The organism is Vibrio crassostreae (assembly GCF_024347415.1).
Taxonomy (GTDB): Bacteria; Pseudomonadota; Gammaproteobacteria; order Enterobacterales; family Vibrionaceae; genus Vibrio; species Vibrio crassostreae.
Window position 1 is genome coordinate 960,334 of record NZ_AP025477.1, and the last position, 18,322, is coordinate 978,655.

Consider the following 18,322-nt stretch of genomic DNA (forward strand, 5'->3'; position numbering starts at 1 on the left):
ACCTATTAATGCAAGTCCAGAATCAGAAATGCGACAAATCATTCCATTTTTGCGCTGACTCACGTTTGTAGGCGAATAAAAAAGAGCTAAAAATATAGCTCTTTCATTTCACTTTATTCTATCGGCGCTGTCGTAACCGAAGGAGCAAGCACAACATAAGAATCAGAGGCAGTGAGGAGCTTCCTCCTGACGAGTCGCTCTGAGTTAATGTTACAGCAGATTCATTTGAAATATTCGGTAACACCTCGATGTCAAACGAACCTATCCACTCGCCTCCATCGGCAGATAAAACTCTATATTTAATAGTGTCATATAAAGCTAACTTACGTTGAGCAGGTGCATTATAAATAATCTTACTATCTACAATTTTTGCAATACCGTTACGTGGAGAGTCCAATATATATAATGTGTAAACATCCTCATTAATATTAGGGATTAGATCGATTTCATCTCCATATTTTACTTGTAGCGATTTAGTGCCTAATAATGATGCTTGCTTTCTTCGCACATCAACCACTACAAACTGCTTTGCATAACCTCCTAATGAATCTTGCACTAGAACGACAAACCTATATTGCTCCCCTTCAGCAGCATCACTAGGGATTGTTACTTTAAGTACTTTAGATTGTGAATCACTCAGCGACAGCCTTGGACCTTGAACTTGAGACCACGTTATTTGATGCTCTGAAGAATCAACATCTGTAATATTAGTGACCTTAAATATCACCGTTTCACCAGGCTCAGACTTGGCATTTGATCTATCGAGCGTTAACTCGGGAGCATCATTCACTGATTTAATATCAACGTCTACACGCGCAAAGTCCGTCTCCTCTCCTCGCCCATCTACCAGACGATACGTAAAGCTGTCACGACCAAACTGATCAGCTAAAGGGTAATATGTCTCACCTTTTATCACGCCTTTTGTTGGCTTCTGCCCGATTTCAATTGAATAATTATTTGGCTTAGGTAAGTTGATATCATTCGCTAGTAGGTTAAGCAGAAAAGGAATGTCTTCATCGGTAGAAATCTTATCGTCGACAGCAATAGGTTTGGCTGTAGTTGGTAATTCAAAAAGCAGTGCAAAAGGGAAGTTCTGTCCAAACCCGCGCCCCAAGCCTTGCGTTTTATAATCAGAAATCGTACCTGAAAATTGCTTTTTTCTTTGTCCATCTCCTAAATATGCGTCCAAAAACTGAGTAGAGTATTCCGGAGTACCATTTTCAATCTCTAACACAATCAACTTTGAGCCCAAGCCAAGCTTGATCTTCTCATCAAAAATGACTTGTCCACCGTCTTGCTGAGCGACGCCTCGGTGTAACAATCGAGCTACGCTCTCATCAATAACTGCATTGCCAAATCTAGATTGGTATGGGTATTCGACTAGACGATAAAACATCGGCATCGCGACACTCGTTGCCTTCGCGTAAAAATGTATTCCTGCAATATTTTGGTTTCCTTTGACAACATCTATAGGGAAGCCGAGAACATTAATATTTGCGTTATAACGTGGGTAGGTTCTTCCGAAAGAAGTGACCCAAGACGATTTGTTGTTTGAATTTGGAACCAAAAGAGAGAAACTCGCTTTGGCATCATCGCTAGAAATGTTAGTTATTGTGATATCTGTTTTTCTGCCAGCAGTAATCGCTGTTAAGGAAGGTTCTGAATCATCCGAGAGGTTGGTAACCGAATCTCTACCAGGAAAGACATCACCAGCATCTCCAGAAGAGAAACCGCTTTCTAGTAACCCCTCTCCATCGGCTTGGAATACCTGCACTTGCATCGGACCTGAACTGTTGAATTGATTATCGATATTCACAGCTGTAATCAACAAACCTTCGCCACGAAGCGCTTGGTCATAATTGTTTTTGCGTCTGTTTTCAACGTAAGCACGCGGCCCAAATTGCTTAAGGTAAGGATCAAGATGAATAACTCCTTCGCCCTTTATAGTGTCTATTTCGATACGACCGTTATTGGAGAGTACTTTCGGCTTTAAAAATCCGGATGCCTCTTTACTCCACGCCAACATATTAACCGGCGTTTCTCCGGCATATTGATCACTGGGTTTACTCCCCCAGCTCCCGCCTCCCATTAAACCCCAATGCCCAATAGAACCATCATGCTTATAAGAATATAAATCCGGTAGCCCTAACATCAGATGCCCAAGCTCGTGGGCAATAACCCCCATGGTCGATTGATGATCATCCTGATAATCTGCGAAGAGGCAATATGCGCTAATGCGCTTTCCATCTATCTGGACAGTTCTGTGGGCAAACTTATGCGGCCAAATCGTAGGCGTTTTTTGTGTACCACTTGACTTGTCATTACCCGCAAAGACGAACATGACGGACAGTTCCTGAGGAGCAATACTATCGTCATTGTTGTAGTCGTATTGAGAAAGATTAAAGTCAACATCTAATGCTTCATAAGCTTTTTTGAACACATTATTGAGTTTACTTTGGCAGTTACTTTCAGATTTGGAATGACAATTAGGATGTTCTATGTCCAACGTGACATTAATAACACCGTCGTTTTTAGTCCCTTCACTTTCTTTCGCTGGAACAACTTTATAATTCCCGTAACTATTTTTAAGAAAGTAATCTTGAACACTTTGCTGATTTTCACCAAATATCGTCGACTGAAAATCATTCTCTATCTGTTCGTCTGAAAAACTGACTTGTACAACCAGCAGAGCCTGCTCAGTGATATTTTTAGTCGAAGTGCTATATAATGATGATCGTTGCCTTTGTCTCGGAGTAAATCTTTTGTGGTTTGCAGCCGGTGAGTCAAAAGATTCATTGACGTGTATTGAATCGATTTTTAAATTTTTGATGTTTGATTCAATTGGTACCTCAGCACCACTCGAAGCCAGTACGCCCGTTGAAATAACCGTTCCTACTCCGTTATCACTAATTACATATTTAGCAAAATACCATTGATTATCTGGATCCTGAACATACAGGTGTCCATCATGGTCTTGGTACCAAAACATATGTTGTGACCCCATTAATCGCAGCTCTTTTGTACTGCCATCAATAAAAGTCATCATGTGCCAAGTTGGCGCAGGTAAAGTGGTCGCTTGTACAGAAAAGACAGCAATGACTGCCGTCATAAATGTACAAATTAATTTTATCCTCATTATAAAAGTCTCGTTGGGCGAATAATCTTTAAATAGATAATTCGTTTATTAAATGAAACGAGACTTTATCAATGGTGAATTATATTAACCAATTAACTTTCCGACTAAACCTATAAATATTATTTATGGTTAATTTGGTTATAAATAAATTTTATAACCAAATAAAATTACATTTAAAATTATTAGTATAATTTAAAATATTAGCATTCTACTCACAGGTTAATTGATAGTTTAGTTAGATAGGATTTTTATTTAATTAGGAAGGCAAATAAAAATAGCTCATTTACACCTATTTCATCTGCTCATCTAAGTTAAGTACCGTCAAAGCATTGCTTACACTAGTCGCAATCACGTCAACCACACCTGTTCTTAGTGCACCTAAGAGAGCTAATGGCTTACTGTTCTCTGCTGCGATAGCAATAACTTCCGCTATTGGGCGAAACTCCTCTAAGCCTAAGCCTATGACTCGATCACTCATTACTGTGTTTGCTGCTTTGCCGTGTACATCAAAAAAGTCATAACCCGCGAAGTCACCTACGACACCTTGTAATAAGCGAGACTGAACAACTTCACCCGCAGTAAACCAACCTAAGTCGACCATATAACTGTTTTCACTCATATCACCAATACCGACCAAAGCAACGTCTGCTTTTCTGGCTAGATCGAGTGTTTGCTTAACGGTACTGTTTTCCATGAATGCGGTTTTTTGTGCTTTGTTTTCTGCATAAGCGGGCGCATACAAGGTCTCAGACGAGCCGCCGTATTTTTTGGCTAACTGCCTACATATATGGTCGGCATTAAACATACCGCCTCTTGGGTGAATACCGCCGATACCACACACGAACTTACAATCACGAGGAGTAATTACACCAGTATGGTGAGCAACAGAAGATACGTTACGACCTTGGCCTACTGTCACCACCATGCCGTTTTTCAGTGTACTGGTTAGGTAGTTAGACACTAAACCTGCAACTTGAAGTCGCTGCTTCTCTTCGTTCGGTTGATCTAGTGCCACGAGCGCACGTTTCACACCAAAGCGCTCAATCAAGCGTTGTTCTATCTTGGCACTGAATACTGGATGGTACTTCACGGTGATCTCAACAATACCCTCGTCTCGGGCTTGTTTGAGCATTCGACCAACCTTTGCACGAGAGATAGAGTACTTTTTGGAGATCTCTTCTTGTGTCGCGCCATCCTGATAATAAGCTACCGCCACTTCAGTGAGGAGATCAGTGTTTTCTTCGGAAACATCTTGGATATTCTTACTCATATACCACGCAACCTATATTTAACAATTATTTTACCTGCTTTGAGAACAAATGTTCGATGCATCAGCAAGTGATACACAAGTTTACACCGTGAACATATGTAACAACAAGGAACATTTGTTCACGGTGATAGCCTTGGTTTTATTGTTGATTAATTCACCTCTCCATGCCCGTTAAACGTTTGCCTGCATACCCCATGATTACTAGAGCGAAATATATTTGACTGAAGTCACCATACAGGACTATTTACCGTTGACTTTGGTGCTAGATCGGATAAATATGGCTACATCATTTACTCATCGAGCGATCAAATGTTCTGTGCAAATGTTCGTTCGGAGAAAAATTTAAATTAATGTAAGTTTGGCTCACTGGTACAACCATTGAGAACTTCATTAGTTAGCTTGCAAATGCCCACACCTCTCCCATTAATGAGGTGTTATGCGATACATAGGATGATCAAAATGAGCAATAAATTAGAGCAACTTCGTAAACTAACAACTGTTGTAGCTGACACTGGCGATATTGAAGCTATCAGCAAGTACACTCCTGAAGATGCAACAACTAACCCATCTCTAATTCTTAAAGCTGCTCAAATTGCTGAGTACGCACCTCTAATCGATGCTTCTATCGAATACGCTAAAGCGCAAAGCGATGACAAAGCACAGCAAGTTCAAGACACTTGCGACATGCTTAACGTAAACATCGGTAAAGAAATCCTGAAAGTTGTACCTGGCCGTATCTCTACAGAAGTAGATGCTCGTCTTTCTTACGACATGGAAGGCAGTGTTGCTAAAGCTCGTCAACTTATCAAAATGTACAACGACGCTGGCATCACTAATGACCGCATCCTTATCAAACTGGCTTCTACTTGGGAAGGCATCCGCGCAGCTGAAATCTTAGAGAAAGAAGGCATCAACTGTAACCTAACGCTTCTATTCTCTTTCGCTCAAGCTCGTGCTTGTGCTGAAGCTGGCGTATTCCTAATATCTCCTTTCGTAGGTCGCATCATGGACTGGTACAAAGCGAAAGAAGGTCGTGATTTCGAAGCTTCAGAAGATCCAGGTGTAATCTCTGTTTCAGATATCTACAACTACTACAAAGACCACGGTTACAAGACTGTTGTTATGGGCGCAAGCTTCCGTAACATCGGCGAGATCCTTGAACTTGCTGGTTGTGACCGTCTAACTATCGCACCTCAACTTCTAGCAGACCTAGAAGCAGCAGAAGGCGAAGTAGTAGAGAAGCTAATCGACTCTAACGGTACTAAAGAGCGTCCAGCAGCGATGACTCACGCTGAGTTCCTATGGGATCACAACCAAGATGCAATGGCTGTTGAGAAGTTGGCTGAAGGCATCCGCAACTTCGCCGTTGACCAAGGCAAACTAGAAGACATGATCGCAGCTAAGCTGTAATCACTCTTACCAAATTCAAATAGGGGAACGTTCAGTTCCCCTACTTTTATCAATTTTGTTTTTCTTAATTTTTATTCGGAAGTTCTTATGAATCGCAAACATCTAGCTAATGCTATTCGTGCTCTAAGCATGGACGGCGTACAACAAGCAAATTCTGGTCACCCAGGCGCACCTATGGGTATGGCTGACATCGCTGAAGTACTTTGGCGTTCTCACCTAAACCACAACCCAGCAAACCCAGAGTGGGCAGACCGTGACCGTTTTATCCTGTCTAACGGCCACGGCTCTATGCTTATTTACTCTCTGCTTCACCTAGCAGGTTACGAGCTTTCAATTGAAGATCTTAAGAACTTCCGTCAACTGCACTCTAAGACTCCAGGTCACCCAGAGTACGGTTACGCACCAGGTATCGAGACGACTACTGGTCCTCTAGGTCAAGGCATCACTAACGCTGTTGGTATGGCTATGGCAGAGAAAGCGCTAGCGGCACAGTTCAACAAAGAAGGCCACGACATCGTAGACCACTACACTTATGCATTCATGGGTGATGGCTGTCTGATGGAAGGTATCTCTCACGAAGCATGTTCTCTAGCGGGTACGCTAGGTCTTGGTAAGCTGGTTGCTTTCTGGGATGACAACGGTATCTCTATCGATGGCGAAGTGGAAGGTTGGTTCTCTGACGATACACCTAAGCGTTTCGAAGCTTACGGCTGGCACGTAATCCCAGCAGTAGATGGCCACGACTCTGACGCTATCAACGCAGCGATTGAAGCAGCTAAAGCAGACCCTCGCCCTACTCTAATCTGTACTAAAACAGTGATTGGCTTTGGTTCTCCAAACAAAGCAGGTACGCACGACTGTCACGGTGCACCACTAGGCGCTGAAGAAATTGCAGCAACACGTAAAGAATTAGGTTGGGAGCACGGTCCTTTTGAAATTCCGTCGGAAGTTTACTCAGAGTGGGATGCGAAAGAAGCAGGCGCAACTAAGGAAGCAGCGTGGAACGAGAAACTTGCAGCTTATGAAGCAGCATACCCTGAGCTGGCAGCTGAATTCAAACGCCGTGTAAACGGTGATCTTCCTGCTGAATGGGAAGAGAAAGCATCAGCAATCATCGCTGACCTTCAAGCTAACCCAGCAAACATCGCATCACGTAAAGCGTCTCAAAATGCTTTAGAAGCATTCGGTGCTATGCTACCAGAATTCATGGGTGGCTCTGCTGACCTTGCGCCTTCTAACCTGACTATGTGGTCTGGTTCTAAGTCTCTTGAAGCAAACGACTTCTCTGGTAACTACATCCACTACGGTGTACGTGAATTCGGTATGACGGCGATCATGAACGGTATCGCTCTGCACGGTGGTTTCGTACCATACGGCGCAACGTTCCTAATGTTCATGGAATACGCGCGTAACGCTATGCGTATGGCTGCTCTGATGAAAACTCAGAACATCCAAGTTTACACGCACGATTCTATCGGCCTAGGCGAAGATGGTCCAACTCACCAACCAGTTGAGCAGATCGCTTCTCTACGTCTAACGCCAAACATGAGCACATGGCGTCCATGTGACCAAGTTGAGTCTGCTGTTGCTTGGAAACTAGCAATCGAGCGTAAAGATGGTCCTTCTGCACTTATCTTCTCTCGTCAAAACCTTGCACAGCAAGATCGTGACGCTGAGCAAGTAGCTAACATCGCTAAGGGTGGTTACATCCTGAAAGATTGTGAAGGCAAACCTGAGCTTATCCTTATCGCAACAGGTTCTGAAGTTGAACTAGCGGTTAACGCTGCTGCTGAACTAACGGCTGAAGGTAAGAAAATACGCGTAGTATCTATGCCTGCAACTGACGCATTTGACAAGCAAGACGCGCAGTACCGTGAGTCTGTACTTCCATCTGACGTAACTGCTCGTATCGCTGTAGAAGCTGGCATCGCTGACTTCTGGTACAAATACGTTGGTTTCGGTGGCAAGATCATCGGTATGACAACGTTCGGCGAATCTGCACCAGCAGGTGAGCTATTCAAGATGTTCGGTTTCACTACTGAAAACGTAGTAAACACAGCGAAAGAGCTTCTAGCTTAATCTTGAATACACTGTCTCGCCCTCAAATGGGTTGATGCATACAGAAAGCCCCGCATGAAAATGCGGGGCTTTTTTGTATCTTTGCGCCTTTAGCCGCTAAAACGTAAACCGCGCCCCCACTCGAATCGTATTCTGCTTTAGGTTTTTGCTATAAGTATGGTCATATCCAGCATCGACAGCGAGCCAAGAAAGAATATCAACTGAACTCACAATCCCGAAATTATTTAGACCATGTTGATGGGTATCTGAATAGCGATAAAAAGGTTGCAGTGACCAACGATCATTGAGTGAAACGACCGCCCCCGCCTCACCAATAAAACCCTCATCGTAATTTTTAATGGTCTCTCGATCACACGGATCCCAAATGGTGTCATTACGGCACGAAGAGCGCCTTTCCGGTCTGACCCAATTAACACCACCAGAGGCATACAATTCAACTTGTTGGCTGACAGAGTGGTACACACCTAAGTGAATAGATAAGTCAGACAATGTCGTTGAAGAGCGTGTCGTCGCGGACGAATCAAAACCTAAGAAGAAAGCATCGTTTAATGCATAGTTTCCACCGAAATAACCACCGTAAAGTTGCTTACTTCCTGAATTGTTGTAGGCTCCGCCAAAGTAATCTTGGAAACCATCATCGCTGACTCTCGTATTCTGATACCCAGTATAGAGATAATTAGAGCCTTTTGACGCTAAGCAGGGGAAACTCGTTAAGCTCAAAACAATGGCGGTAACAATAAGGGGACGCATGTTGGTAACTCTGTTATTAACGTGGGATATGGGAAGTGTAACTTAATCACAATTGAACGATGTTTTATTTTTGTTTCAAAGCTTTTCTAACCGTCACTTTTAACCTATAAAAAAGCCTTGCACTATAAGCAAGGCTTTCCCTTAAATCTGACTCAGACTAGCTGTGGCAGCTATTTTTCTTCGAAACGCTTCGCCAATTGATAAAACTCATTCACTTGCTCTTTCAACTCTGTGGAGTGGTCTTTGACTGAATGCGTGGCAACCAAGTTTTGCTCTGCGGTCGAGGCGATGGACTGCATATGTAGATTTACTTCACTCGACAGTTCACGTTGCTTATGTGCAGAACTTTCAACAGACTGCATCAATTCGTTCATGGATTGCATTAGGTTTTCAACTTCCGACAAGCGCTCGGCACTCACCTTTGCAACATCACCACACGCATCCGTTTGCTCTCTGTTTGCAAGGATATCTTTTTGCCAGCCTTCAATCGTTGCCAGCATGGTATCAATACTCTCTTTGATCTGAACCGTAGCCTTTGACGTTCGACCCGATAGCGCGCGTACTTCGTCGGCAACGACGGCAAAACCTCGTCCTTGTTCGCCCGCTCTAGCCGCTTCAATCGCAGCGTTCAATGCCAACAAGTTTGTTTGTTCGGCGATTCCACCAATCTCTTCCATAATCTTGCTTACGCTCTGCGCTTGGTCGCTCAGTTGGTAAGTCGTTTGCGTCGCCTTTTCGGCCTGAGAAGCTAGGCTCTCTAAGTTTTGATGAGTTTGATTAATGCTCTCTTTAGCGCCGGCACAGGTTTGCAAAGTCACATCAACAATCTGGTGCGCTTCTTCAGTACGAGAAGATACCTCGTTCGCGGTGACTTCAACCTCTTCCGTTGCTTCACGCACTTGTAGAATGTCTTTTGTTTGTTGATCTAACGCTTCTGATACTTCAAATGATGTGGCATTCAGATTATCGGCTAAGTCCTGCAGCGGTTTCGCAGAATCAGTCATACGGCCGAGTACCGTGCGAATTCGAGCAGACAAAAGTTTTAAGTGAAAATCGGCTACGGAGAATTTGCTGTTACCTGAATAAACAAGGCGGCTCACACTGTCGAATTTCGACTGCAGTTTTTTCAGCTGTAAAGGAGTATCAATCAGCTCTTGTCGGAAAAGCAGAGCTAATGCTGAAACAGGCAGCAAGCTAAGAAGCCATTGGGATACCTGCCCTACTTCGACAAGATTTGAAATCAGAGGCGCAGCCAGAGAACCCAACAACACGGCATAGCGAACACTATCACTGATCTGCAATGACCATTGGCGGCCAGATTTCTCAGCCTTCAATAAGCCTTGGTAGGCCTTATCTGCAATCTGCACCCACTCGTTCTTCGGTTTAACACGAACAGACTGATAACCACTCACCTTGCCGCTCTCGTAGATTGGAGTAACGTAAGCATCGACCCAGTAATATCCACCAGATTTAGTCTTATTTTTTACAATCCCGCGCCATGCCTTACCTTGCTTCAGATTAACCCACATATCGGCAAACGCCGCTTTAGGCATATCACCATGCCTAACAATATTGTGGTGTTGTCCTAGCAATTCTTGCTGGCTGTATTCTGCGATGCGACAAAAAGCATCATTACTATAAGTAATCACGCCTTTAAGGTCGGTGGTTGATACGAGTTGTTCGTTTTCGCTGAGAAGCGTTTCACGAGATTGAGAAGATGAGCTGACAGTCATTATATTAACTTTTGTTAATTATTATTTTAGGCGAGGAATATATACAATTATTAAAGTTATGACAAAATGTGAACATCACATTTTGTGTAAATGCCTGCTATTTAAACAAAAATAAGCCAGGTACCTCACAAAGCTCAATGCCTCACGTCTCTTCAATCTAACGATTACGACTCATCTAAGTTCACGGCGGTACTAAACTTCACAGTTCTCATTGACACAGAGGTGTGGAACTTACGAATGTTCAAATCTTTACGCAGCACCCGCTCAACAAAATCTTCATAAGCTTGAATGTCTTTGACCGTAACAATCAACATGAAGTCAAAGCTGCCTGAAATTTGGTAACACTGAGTCACTTCCGCAGCCTTCGAAATAGAGTGGCGAAATATCTGATAGATGTCCCCTCGATCTCGCTCCATTTCTACAGACACAACCAAAGTCATCTTACTGCCTGTAAGCTCAGGATTGATGATAGACACATCACCGACGATTACGCCCTCCTCTCTCAAGCGCCTTACTCGCTTTAAACAAGCAGGTGGTGACAAGCCAACAACCTCAGCCAGCGCCTGATTAGGAATTCGGTTATTCTTTTGAAGCTCTACGAGAATGCTTCGATCTATTCGGTCTATTTCCATAATTTCTTACAACCACAGCTTTGTGACTTATAATTTCCAATTCTACGACAATTAAAAAATTTCACGCAACTTCACAAAGCAATTTCAAAATTACGATCACAGCAATCGCGATAAGATCTTCTCATACAACATAATCGAACAATGGTCGTAACAATGAAATTCACTTATCAATTTTTTAAAGAACTCCTTAAAGAGATTTTCGATGTCACATCGACGCTGTTTCGAATCATGATTCCAATCATCATCGTGATAAAAGTGATCGAAGAGCTCGGCGGTATCGTGATTCTTAGCGAATGGTTAAGCCCTATAATGGAAAGCGTTGGCTTACCAAAAGAGATGGGCTTGGTATGGGCAACCACCATACTCACTAACATCTATGCAGGGTTGATTATTCTCATCAGTTCCGATGTACCCCTTACTGTCGCTCAAGCCTCAGTATTAGGCAGCATGATGCTTCTCGCCCATTCATTGCCAATTGAAGGCGCAATAGCGAAAAAAGCAGGCGTAAGCTGGCTTGCCACCTTATCAGTCAGAGTCGGCGGCAGCTTGGTATTGGCATGGCTACTGAATCTCAGCTATCAATACGGAGATTTACTCAACTATCCAGCAACCGTTTTATGGCAGCCAGAAGTATCGTCAGATAACAGTTACATCGGTTGGGCTATCGAACAACTCAAAAACTTTGCAGTGATATTCATGGTGATTTCAGCACTGCTACTGTTACTTAAAGTTTTAAAGGTTCTTGGCATCGAGAAGTTAATGGCTCTGCTGCTACGACCATTTTTAAGACTACTAGGCATCAGCAAAGATGCGACCAATCTAACCATCATAGGGATCACGCTCGGTCTTTCGTTCGGTGGCGGGTTATTGATCAACGAAGCAAAGAAAGGACATATAGCCGCAAGAAACGTGTTTACCGCCATTATGCTACTCAACCTGCTCCACAGTTTGATTGAAGACACCTTGTTGATCTTGCTGATTGGGGCTAATTTTTACACCATATTCTGGGGAAGAATCGTATTTTCAGTCCTCATCGTTGCTTTAATTTCGCACGCTATTAAACGTGTCAAACCAACGATTTGTGAGCGTTACTTTTATCGCGACGTATCCCAATCATAACAGCGAAAACTCACCTTAAACCTTTTAGCAAAAGAGCCGACACACAGGCTCTTTTATCATCAGCTTTTTCGCTACCCAACTTGTTCGCCGCTCCAACCCAAAAATTTGCGTAACATTGCGCCCACAAGCGCTTTCACCTCTCCTCAATCGAAGAAATCGTGATAATTCGAGTGAAAATAATTTAAACACGAATAATCCATCATTGGGCTGACAATAAAATTCACTATTCTTATATCAACACAAAGTATAAAGGTATTTTTATTACTATCTAAAGCCTTACCTCTATTAACACGAGAGACAATAACCATATTATCCACACTGATACTTACTATTAAAACAATCAACTATAAATTCACCGAAATGAAATAAATAACTGACAATAAGATAATTATCTAAGGCTATTTGATATTAACTCTTAATGTTGAAAATAGGATAGACAATAACTTGTAAAAATTTACAGTTTGATTGGTTAATTTTATAAATATATTTTGTTACACAATCGAAACAAATGGCTAATTATAACAATGTCACATAAAACAATGGCTTTAATGGTTCTGTCCTTATCCTCACTGTCACAGGCTTCCACTATAGAGAATGATGAACCATTGCTGAAGTCATTGATTGAACAAGGCATTATCTGTCCCGGCTTAAATTATGAGGATAACCAAGAAGCTTTGCGTATATATCTCAATGCCAAAGCAAATAAGAACCATCAGCCTAATTTCGATTTAAATAAAGATATAAAAAACCAACGTCAGGTATATAAAGCACCAAAAGAGTGCATTAGACCAATATCGGTGAATAACACCGGTGAAGGAAGTTGATATTAATATCGACATGGAAATATAAAAAGGAAATGTAATGAAGATAATGAGAAAGACGTTGCTGGCTTCAGCAATGATTACTCTATTTAGCGTCAACAGTTATGCTAAAACACCTATTGATTTAGGTGTTGTTAATGAAGATAAGCTAATTGAAATGCTAGTAAGACAAGGCTTAGTTGATGAAAACGCTAGCGATCAAGAAAAACACAGCGCCCTTGATCGTTACCTAAAAAGTAAAATCAATTCGGGTTTTAAAGGTGATGCGCAATTTGGCAAAAAAGCCATGGAGCTGAGAGCAAAGATTCTAAAAGCCATCGAAAAAGAGTCCGGCGTCAAAAAAGCGAGTGTTTTCGCACTGGAAATGGGTACCAAACGCACGGACAAAGTGCTCGCGCTGCTTGTCGACTTCCCTGATCTAAACTGGGACGATAACAAGCTCACTAAAGAGCACACGCAAATGCTCTACGAGAGCTACAACCCAGAACACTACCAAGAGTTACTGTTTTCTGATTCAGGCTATACCGGACCAAATGGTGAAAACTTAATCTCGATGCGCCAGTATTATCAAAGTGAGTCAGGCGACAGTTACAGTGTGGCGGGTCAAGCCGCAGGTTGGTATCGAGCTTCTAAGCCAGCAGCTTTCTACGGTGGTAACTCCCCGACAACGGATAACGACCTAAATGCTCAAGAGCTCGTTCGCGAAGCCCTCAACCAGTTAGCTCAAGACCCTAGCATCAACCTCGCTGATTACGATATCGAAGATCGTTACGATTACGATGGTGACGGAGACTTCCGTGAGCCAGACGGCGTAATTGATCACCTAATGGTGTTCCATGCCTCTGTAGGTGAAGAAGCCGGTGGCGGTGTGTTAGGTCCTAATGCAATTTGGTCTCACCGATTCAACCTTGGGCGCACACATGTGCTAGAAGGCTCCTCTAGCTCGCTTCCAGACCGCTTTAATGGCCAGTACGCGGCGTTTGATTACACGATTCAACCGATTGACGCAGCAGCCGGTGTTTGTGCTCACGAATATGGCCATGATTTAGGCCTTCCAGATGAGTACGACACACAATACACGGGTAAAGGTGAACCTGTTTCTTATTGGTCTATCATGTCTTCAGGCAGCTGGGCTGGTCAAATTGGCGGTACTCAACCAACCGCATTCAGTTCTTGGGCAAAACACTTCCTACAGAAGTCTATTGGTGGTCGTTGGATTAATGATGACCAAATCTCAATTGATGACCTGGAAGACAATCCACAAATTTACACCCTGTTCCAAACGACAGATAACTCTCGTCCGAACATGATTAAGGTCGACCTTCCAGAGAAACAAATCGAAGGTTTGAAACCGTTCGAGGGTGGGTACTCATTCCACTCTCAAAAAGGCGACGACCTGAAAAATAGCATGACCCGTAAGCTGGAAATCCCGGCGGGCGATTCTGCAATGCTTACCTTCAAAACTTGGTACCAAATCGAGAAAGACTATGATTTTGCTCGTGTCCTTGTGAACGGACAAGCCATCGCAGGCAACATCACTTCTATGGATGACCCCTACAATACCGGCCTAGTTCCTGCGGTTGGTGGAGAGTCTGACGGCTGGATTGATGCTGAATTTGATGTTTCTCAATGGGCAGGACAAGAAGTCGAGCTTTCGTTCGAGTACATAACCGATGGCGGCTTAGCCATGGAAGGTTTCTACTTAGACAACCTGAGCCTTGTCGTTGACGGCGGCACGGTTGCGGTAGATGACGGCGAAGATAACTCTAGCTTTGCGCTTAATGGCTTCAAATGGAGCAATGGTTTCCATCAAGCTCAACACTACTACCTACTGCAATGGCGCAGTCATATGGACGTGGATGAAGGCTTAGCGAATATCAAGCGCATGGGCCAGCTCATGTCGTTCGATCCAGGTCTGATCATTTGGTATGTCGATGAGTCGCTCACTGATAACTGGGTAGGCAAGCATCCAGGAGAAGGCTGGTTAGGTGTGGTCGATGCAGACCAAAATGCCATGATTTGGCAAAACTCAGGAAAAGTCGCTCAAACACGTTACCAAGTCCGTGATGCCGCGTTTTCACTGAAAGACCATACTCCTATGCGTCTTGTGAACAGTGACAACGATGTGCTTCAGGACACAAGCCTAGTGGGTACAGCAAGCTTCTATGATGATCAAGATTACACATCACCACAAGCTCCTGATTCGGGTCGTATTTTGACTAAGTTTGGCTTGGTGGTAGACATTGTAAACCAAAGCGATGTCAACGAATACGGTGTGGTACGTCTGTCGAAAGTAAGCCAACACAACATCGCGCCAACAGCGAACTTCGAACTCAATACAGATGGGTTGAACGTCTCAGCTCGCAACTTCAGTTCGGATCAAGATGGCGAAATCATCAGCTACCTATGGGACTTCGGCAACGGCGTAACAAGCAGTGAAATAGCGCCAACGTGGACTTACGAGCAAGCCGGTGATTACACGGTGATCTTGACTGTTGTCGACGACAAAGGTACCACAGGTTCGTTCAGCTCTGTAGTGAGTGTTGAATCTCCAAACGCCCTACCGGAAGCAAGTGCGAAGTACATCCACTTGGGACGCTGGGTAACCATGTGGTCAACAAGCTCAGACAGTGACGGTCGTATTGTTGATACTGAGTGGACGCTTCCAAATGGAAAAGTAAAACGAGGTCGCACATTCACTTCTATCTTCCCTTCATACGGGAAACACGAGGTGACCTTGAAGATAATTGATGACCAAGGCGGGATCACGACTAAGACCATTATGGTCGACCTATAAGTCGCTTCCAGCTCAAATCATTGAAATAAGTACGTACACAATAACCTGCGTACTGATAAACCAACTTAAGTACTGCTGTCTTTGGCATGAGTCAGGACAGTAGTTTTAAGAAAACGTTATTATTTAAGCCGTAAGCAAAAGCCCTACCGTCATCGGTAGGGCTTTTTATTGGTCTGTGCTTCGGAAAAGCTAGCCTAACGCTCTGCTCAAATGAAGAGGTCTATCTCACCCAAGCAGGTGACAACTACTCACACCGGCTGCTTTTGAATGCGAGATTTACGTGCGCTAAATGCAAACAATAAAATAACGGCTAGCACAAATGGCAATACGTAGATATTGAGGTTTTGCCAGCCCGCAGTCGACTCTAACCAACCAGAAAGCAACGCCGTTACTGTCACACAGCCAAATACAACAAACTCATTAAACGCTTGAGCCTTCGCTTTGTTCTGCGGTTGATAAGATTGACTGAACAAACCGGTTGCCGCGATGAACATAAAGTTCCAGCCTACCCCGAGTAAAACCAAAGCCGCTCTGAAATGCCAAATCGACTCACCATGGATATTGATGGCAATACAAAACACAAACAGTATCCCACCTGCCAAGATCATCATTCTTGAACCAAACTTCTCGATGAGTGACCCAGTAAAGAAGGCAGGGACAAACATACCCAATACGTGCCACTCAATCACACCCGCCGCTTTGGTAAAGTCGAAACCACAGCCAATCATTGCCAATGGTGTAGCCGTCATCAGAATATTCATCACCGCATAGGCAACCATTGCTGCAAACACAGCACCAATAAAGTTAGGCGCTTTCACTATCACACTAAGAGGATCGGATTTAGGCGCCTGACTATTAAAAGAGGCTTTTGGAAATTGAATGGTTTGTAAAATGAGTAACGCAAGAACGTTCAATCCAATCAAAGAAGCAAAAGCGCCAATATACAAGCCATCTTGCGACCATTGTTGCGACATAATCGCCAAGTTCGGCCCTAATACCGCAGCTAAAACGCCACCAGCCATCGATATAGAAATTGCGCGATGTCGTGCATTTTCATCACACACTTCGATAGCAGCGAAACGATAAAGCGTACCAAAACCAATACCTATCCCGAGCAAAAATGTGGCGAAGCAAAACAAGTAGAAATGCTGCTGAGATAAAGCGTAGGTAGCAAGGCTTGCCCCTGTAATGCCAACGACATTACCAATGCTAAACCCTCTCTTTCGTCCTAGCTTACCTGAAATTAAAGACGCAGGAATCGTGGCAGCCATTAAGCCTAAAAACTGAAGCGCAACGGGCAAAGTAATCATGCTGACACTGGGTGCAATCTGCTTGCCTATCAAGCCAATCACCGAAATCAGTAAGATGTTCCCCGTCATCAATAAGGCCTGACACAGTGAGAGCAGCCAAACATTTCTATTCATCTTAGTTCCTAAATATGAGCACAGTTGGTCAATAGACCAAATAATCAACAAAGTCGCAACACTTTGTTACTCAAAACAACTCCAACAAACAACCGAAAGCTCTGCTTCGAACAATATTCAATCCAGCGTACTTTGATCTTCGCAGCTTTACACTCTAGAGTTGAAGTTATCATTATTTAAGATAATAATAATTTTTTGTTATTCACTAGCCTGTTTCTACAAACATCGGCATTGAGAGGCGAGTATGATCAATCCGCTTTGGCTCAACACATTCAAGACTCTGGTTGAAGTTGGCCATTTCACGCAAACGGCTGAAAAGTTATACATGACTCAACCAGGTGTCAGCCAACACATCAAAAAGCTTGAGCAAGCATGTGATTGTGACCTGCTTTCTCGAGAAAATAAGAGCTTCGAGCTAACCGAGCAAGGTCGGATTATGTATCGCTATGCGCTCAAGCTAGAGAAAGACCAAGAAGATCTTTTCGAGTCTCTGAGTTTTGATAATCCTTATGCAGGACAATGTCATTTGTCTTGCTCTGGCTCACTCTCTTTACGTCTATATCCCAAGCTTCTTGAACTTCAGCAGCAACACCAAGATCTCAGCATAAACCTGGAAGCGGCTCCAAACAAAAAGATATTGAATGACCTACTCCAAGGCACTACCGATATCGGCATTGTTAGGCATTCTCCTAACGACAGCTACTACCAAAGCCAAGTCATTGGCAAAGAAGCACTATGTCTTATTGTCCACCATAGCCACGCCGACCTAGAAATAACACCGCAAACGCTGCATGAGATTGGACTTATCGCTCACCCAGATTCAGCGCACTACCTCTCTTTGTACTTCGACCTATGCGGTGATAAAGACTTAGCGAATATTAACGTCAATGAAATTCCAAAATCTGGCTACATCAACCAGCTTCATCAGATATTGCTACCAGTATCAAAAGGATTAGGTTTTACGGTATTACCGGCTGGCGCAGTTGAACACTTCCCAGAGAGAGACAAATTGCACGTTGTGCCGCCAAAAGTAGAGGTTGAGGAGACGCTGTATTTGGTTCAAAAACGAAACCGGAAACTGCCGCACCGATACAATACAGTTATTGATTTGATCAAACAAAATGTGAGTGGCTAACGCGTTGATTCGCTGA

12 protein-coding genes are annotated in these 18,322 nt (G+C 43.4%); 6 read left to right on the forward strand and 6 right to left on the reverse strand.

Annotated features, from left to right (window positions below; genetic code table 11):
• Nucleotides 1-118: 118 nt before the first annotated feature.
• Both OC193_RS20035 and OC193_RS20040 read right to left on the reverse strand, forming a co-directional pair.
• Complete coding sequence (locus OC193_RS20035; protein WP_048659959.1) at nt 119-3,136, reverse strand: M6 family metalloprotease domain-containing protein; 3,018 nt, start codon at nt 3,134-3,136, stop codon at nt 119-121.
• 289 nt (nt 3,137-3,425) lie between these two features.
• Nucleotides 3,426-4,406, reverse strand: coding sequence for a sugar-binding transcriptional regulator (locus OC193_RS20040; RefSeq protein WP_048659958.1), 981 nt, complete (start codon nt 4,404-4,406; stop codon nt 3,426-3,428).
• Nucleotides 4,407-4,865: 459 nt separating this feature from the next.
• Between OC193_RS20040 and tal the strand changes: the two genes are divergently transcribed.
• Both tal and tkt read left to right on the forward strand, forming a co-directional pair.
• Entirely contained in the window at nt 4,866-5,816 is a 951-nt protein-coding gene (tal, locus tag OC193_RS20045) for a transaldolase (protein WP_046209277.1), read from the forward strand.
• Between the two features lie 87 nt (nt 5,817-5,903).
• Complete coding sequence (gene tkt, locus OC193_RS20050; RefSeq protein WP_048659955.1) at nt 5,904-7,895, forward strand: transketolase; 1,992 nt, start codon at nt 5,904-5,906, stop codon at nt 7,893-7,895.
• 96 nt (nt 7,896-7,991) lie between these two features.
• On the opposite strand, the gene OC193_RS20055 is transcribed toward tkt, so the two are convergent.
• The 3 genes from OC193_RS20055 to OC193_RS20065 all read right to left on the reverse strand — a co-directional run bounded on the left by OC193_RS20055 (nt 7,992) and on the right by OC193_RS20065 (nt 11,010).
• Nucleotides 7,992-8,645, reverse strand: a complete 654-nt coding sequence (locus OC193_RS20055) for an outer membrane beta-barrel protein (protein WP_048659954.1) — start codon at nt 8,643-8,645, stop codon at nt 7,992-7,994.
• A gap of 170 nt (nt 8,646-8,815) precedes the next feature.
• The gene (locus tag OC193_RS20060; RefSeq protein WP_048659953.1) at nt 8,816-10,378 is read right to left on the reverse strand and encodes a methyl-accepting chemotaxis protein; all 1,563 of its coding nucleotides are present in this window, start codon (nt 10,376-10,378) and stop codon (nt 8,816-8,818) included.
• Nucleotides 10,379-10,542: 164 nt separating this feature from the next.
• Nucleotides 10,543-11,010, reverse strand: a complete 468-nt coding sequence (locus OC193_RS20065) for an Lrp/AsnC family transcriptional regulator (RefSeq protein ID WP_048659952.1) — start codon at nt 11,008-11,010, stop codon at nt 10,543-10,545.
• Nucleotides 11,011-11,163: 153 nt separating this feature from the next.
• Here OC193_RS20065 and OC193_RS20070 point away from each other — a divergent pair, with 153 nt between their 5' ends.
• The 3 genes from OC193_RS20070 to OC193_RS20080 all read left to right on the forward strand — a co-directional run bounded on the left by OC193_RS20070 (nt 11,164) and on the right by OC193_RS20080 (nt 15,747).
• Nucleotides 11,164-12,129, forward strand: coding sequence for a hypothetical protein (locus OC193_RS20070; protein ID WP_048662225.1), 966 nt, complete (start codon nt 11,164-11,166; stop codon nt 12,127-12,129).
• Between the two features lie 524 nt (nt 12,130-12,653).
• Complete coding sequence (locus OC193_RS20075; RefSeq protein ID WP_048662226.1) at nt 12,654-12,953, forward strand: hypothetical protein; 300 nt, start codon at nt 12,654-12,656, stop codon at nt 12,951-12,953.
• A gap of 37 nt (nt 12,954-12,990) precedes the next feature.
• Nucleotides 12,991-15,747, forward strand: coding sequence for an immune inhibitor A domain-containing protein (locus OC193_RS20080; RefSeq protein ID WP_048662227.1), 2,757 nt, complete (start codon nt 12,991-12,993; stop codon nt 15,745-15,747).
• 248 nt (nt 15,748-15,995) lie between these two features.
• Here the strand turns inward: OC193_RS20080 and OC193_RS20085 are convergent, their stop codons facing one another.
• Nucleotides 15,996-17,171 (reverse strand): MFS transporter, encoded by a 1,176-nt coding sequence (locus OC193_RS20085; protein ID WP_048662228.1) that lies wholly within the window; start codon nt 17,169-17,171, stop codon nt 15,996-15,998.
• Between the two features lie 244 nt (nt 17,172-17,415).
• Between OC193_RS20085 and OC193_RS20090 the strand changes: the two genes are divergently transcribed.
• Nucleotides 17,416-18,306 (forward strand): LysR family transcriptional regulator, encoded by an 891-nt coding sequence (locus OC193_RS20090; RefSeq protein WP_048662229.1) that lies wholly within the window; start codon nt 17,416-17,418, stop codon nt 18,304-18,306.
• The last annotated feature ends 16 nt before the right edge of the window (nt 18,307-18,322 follow it).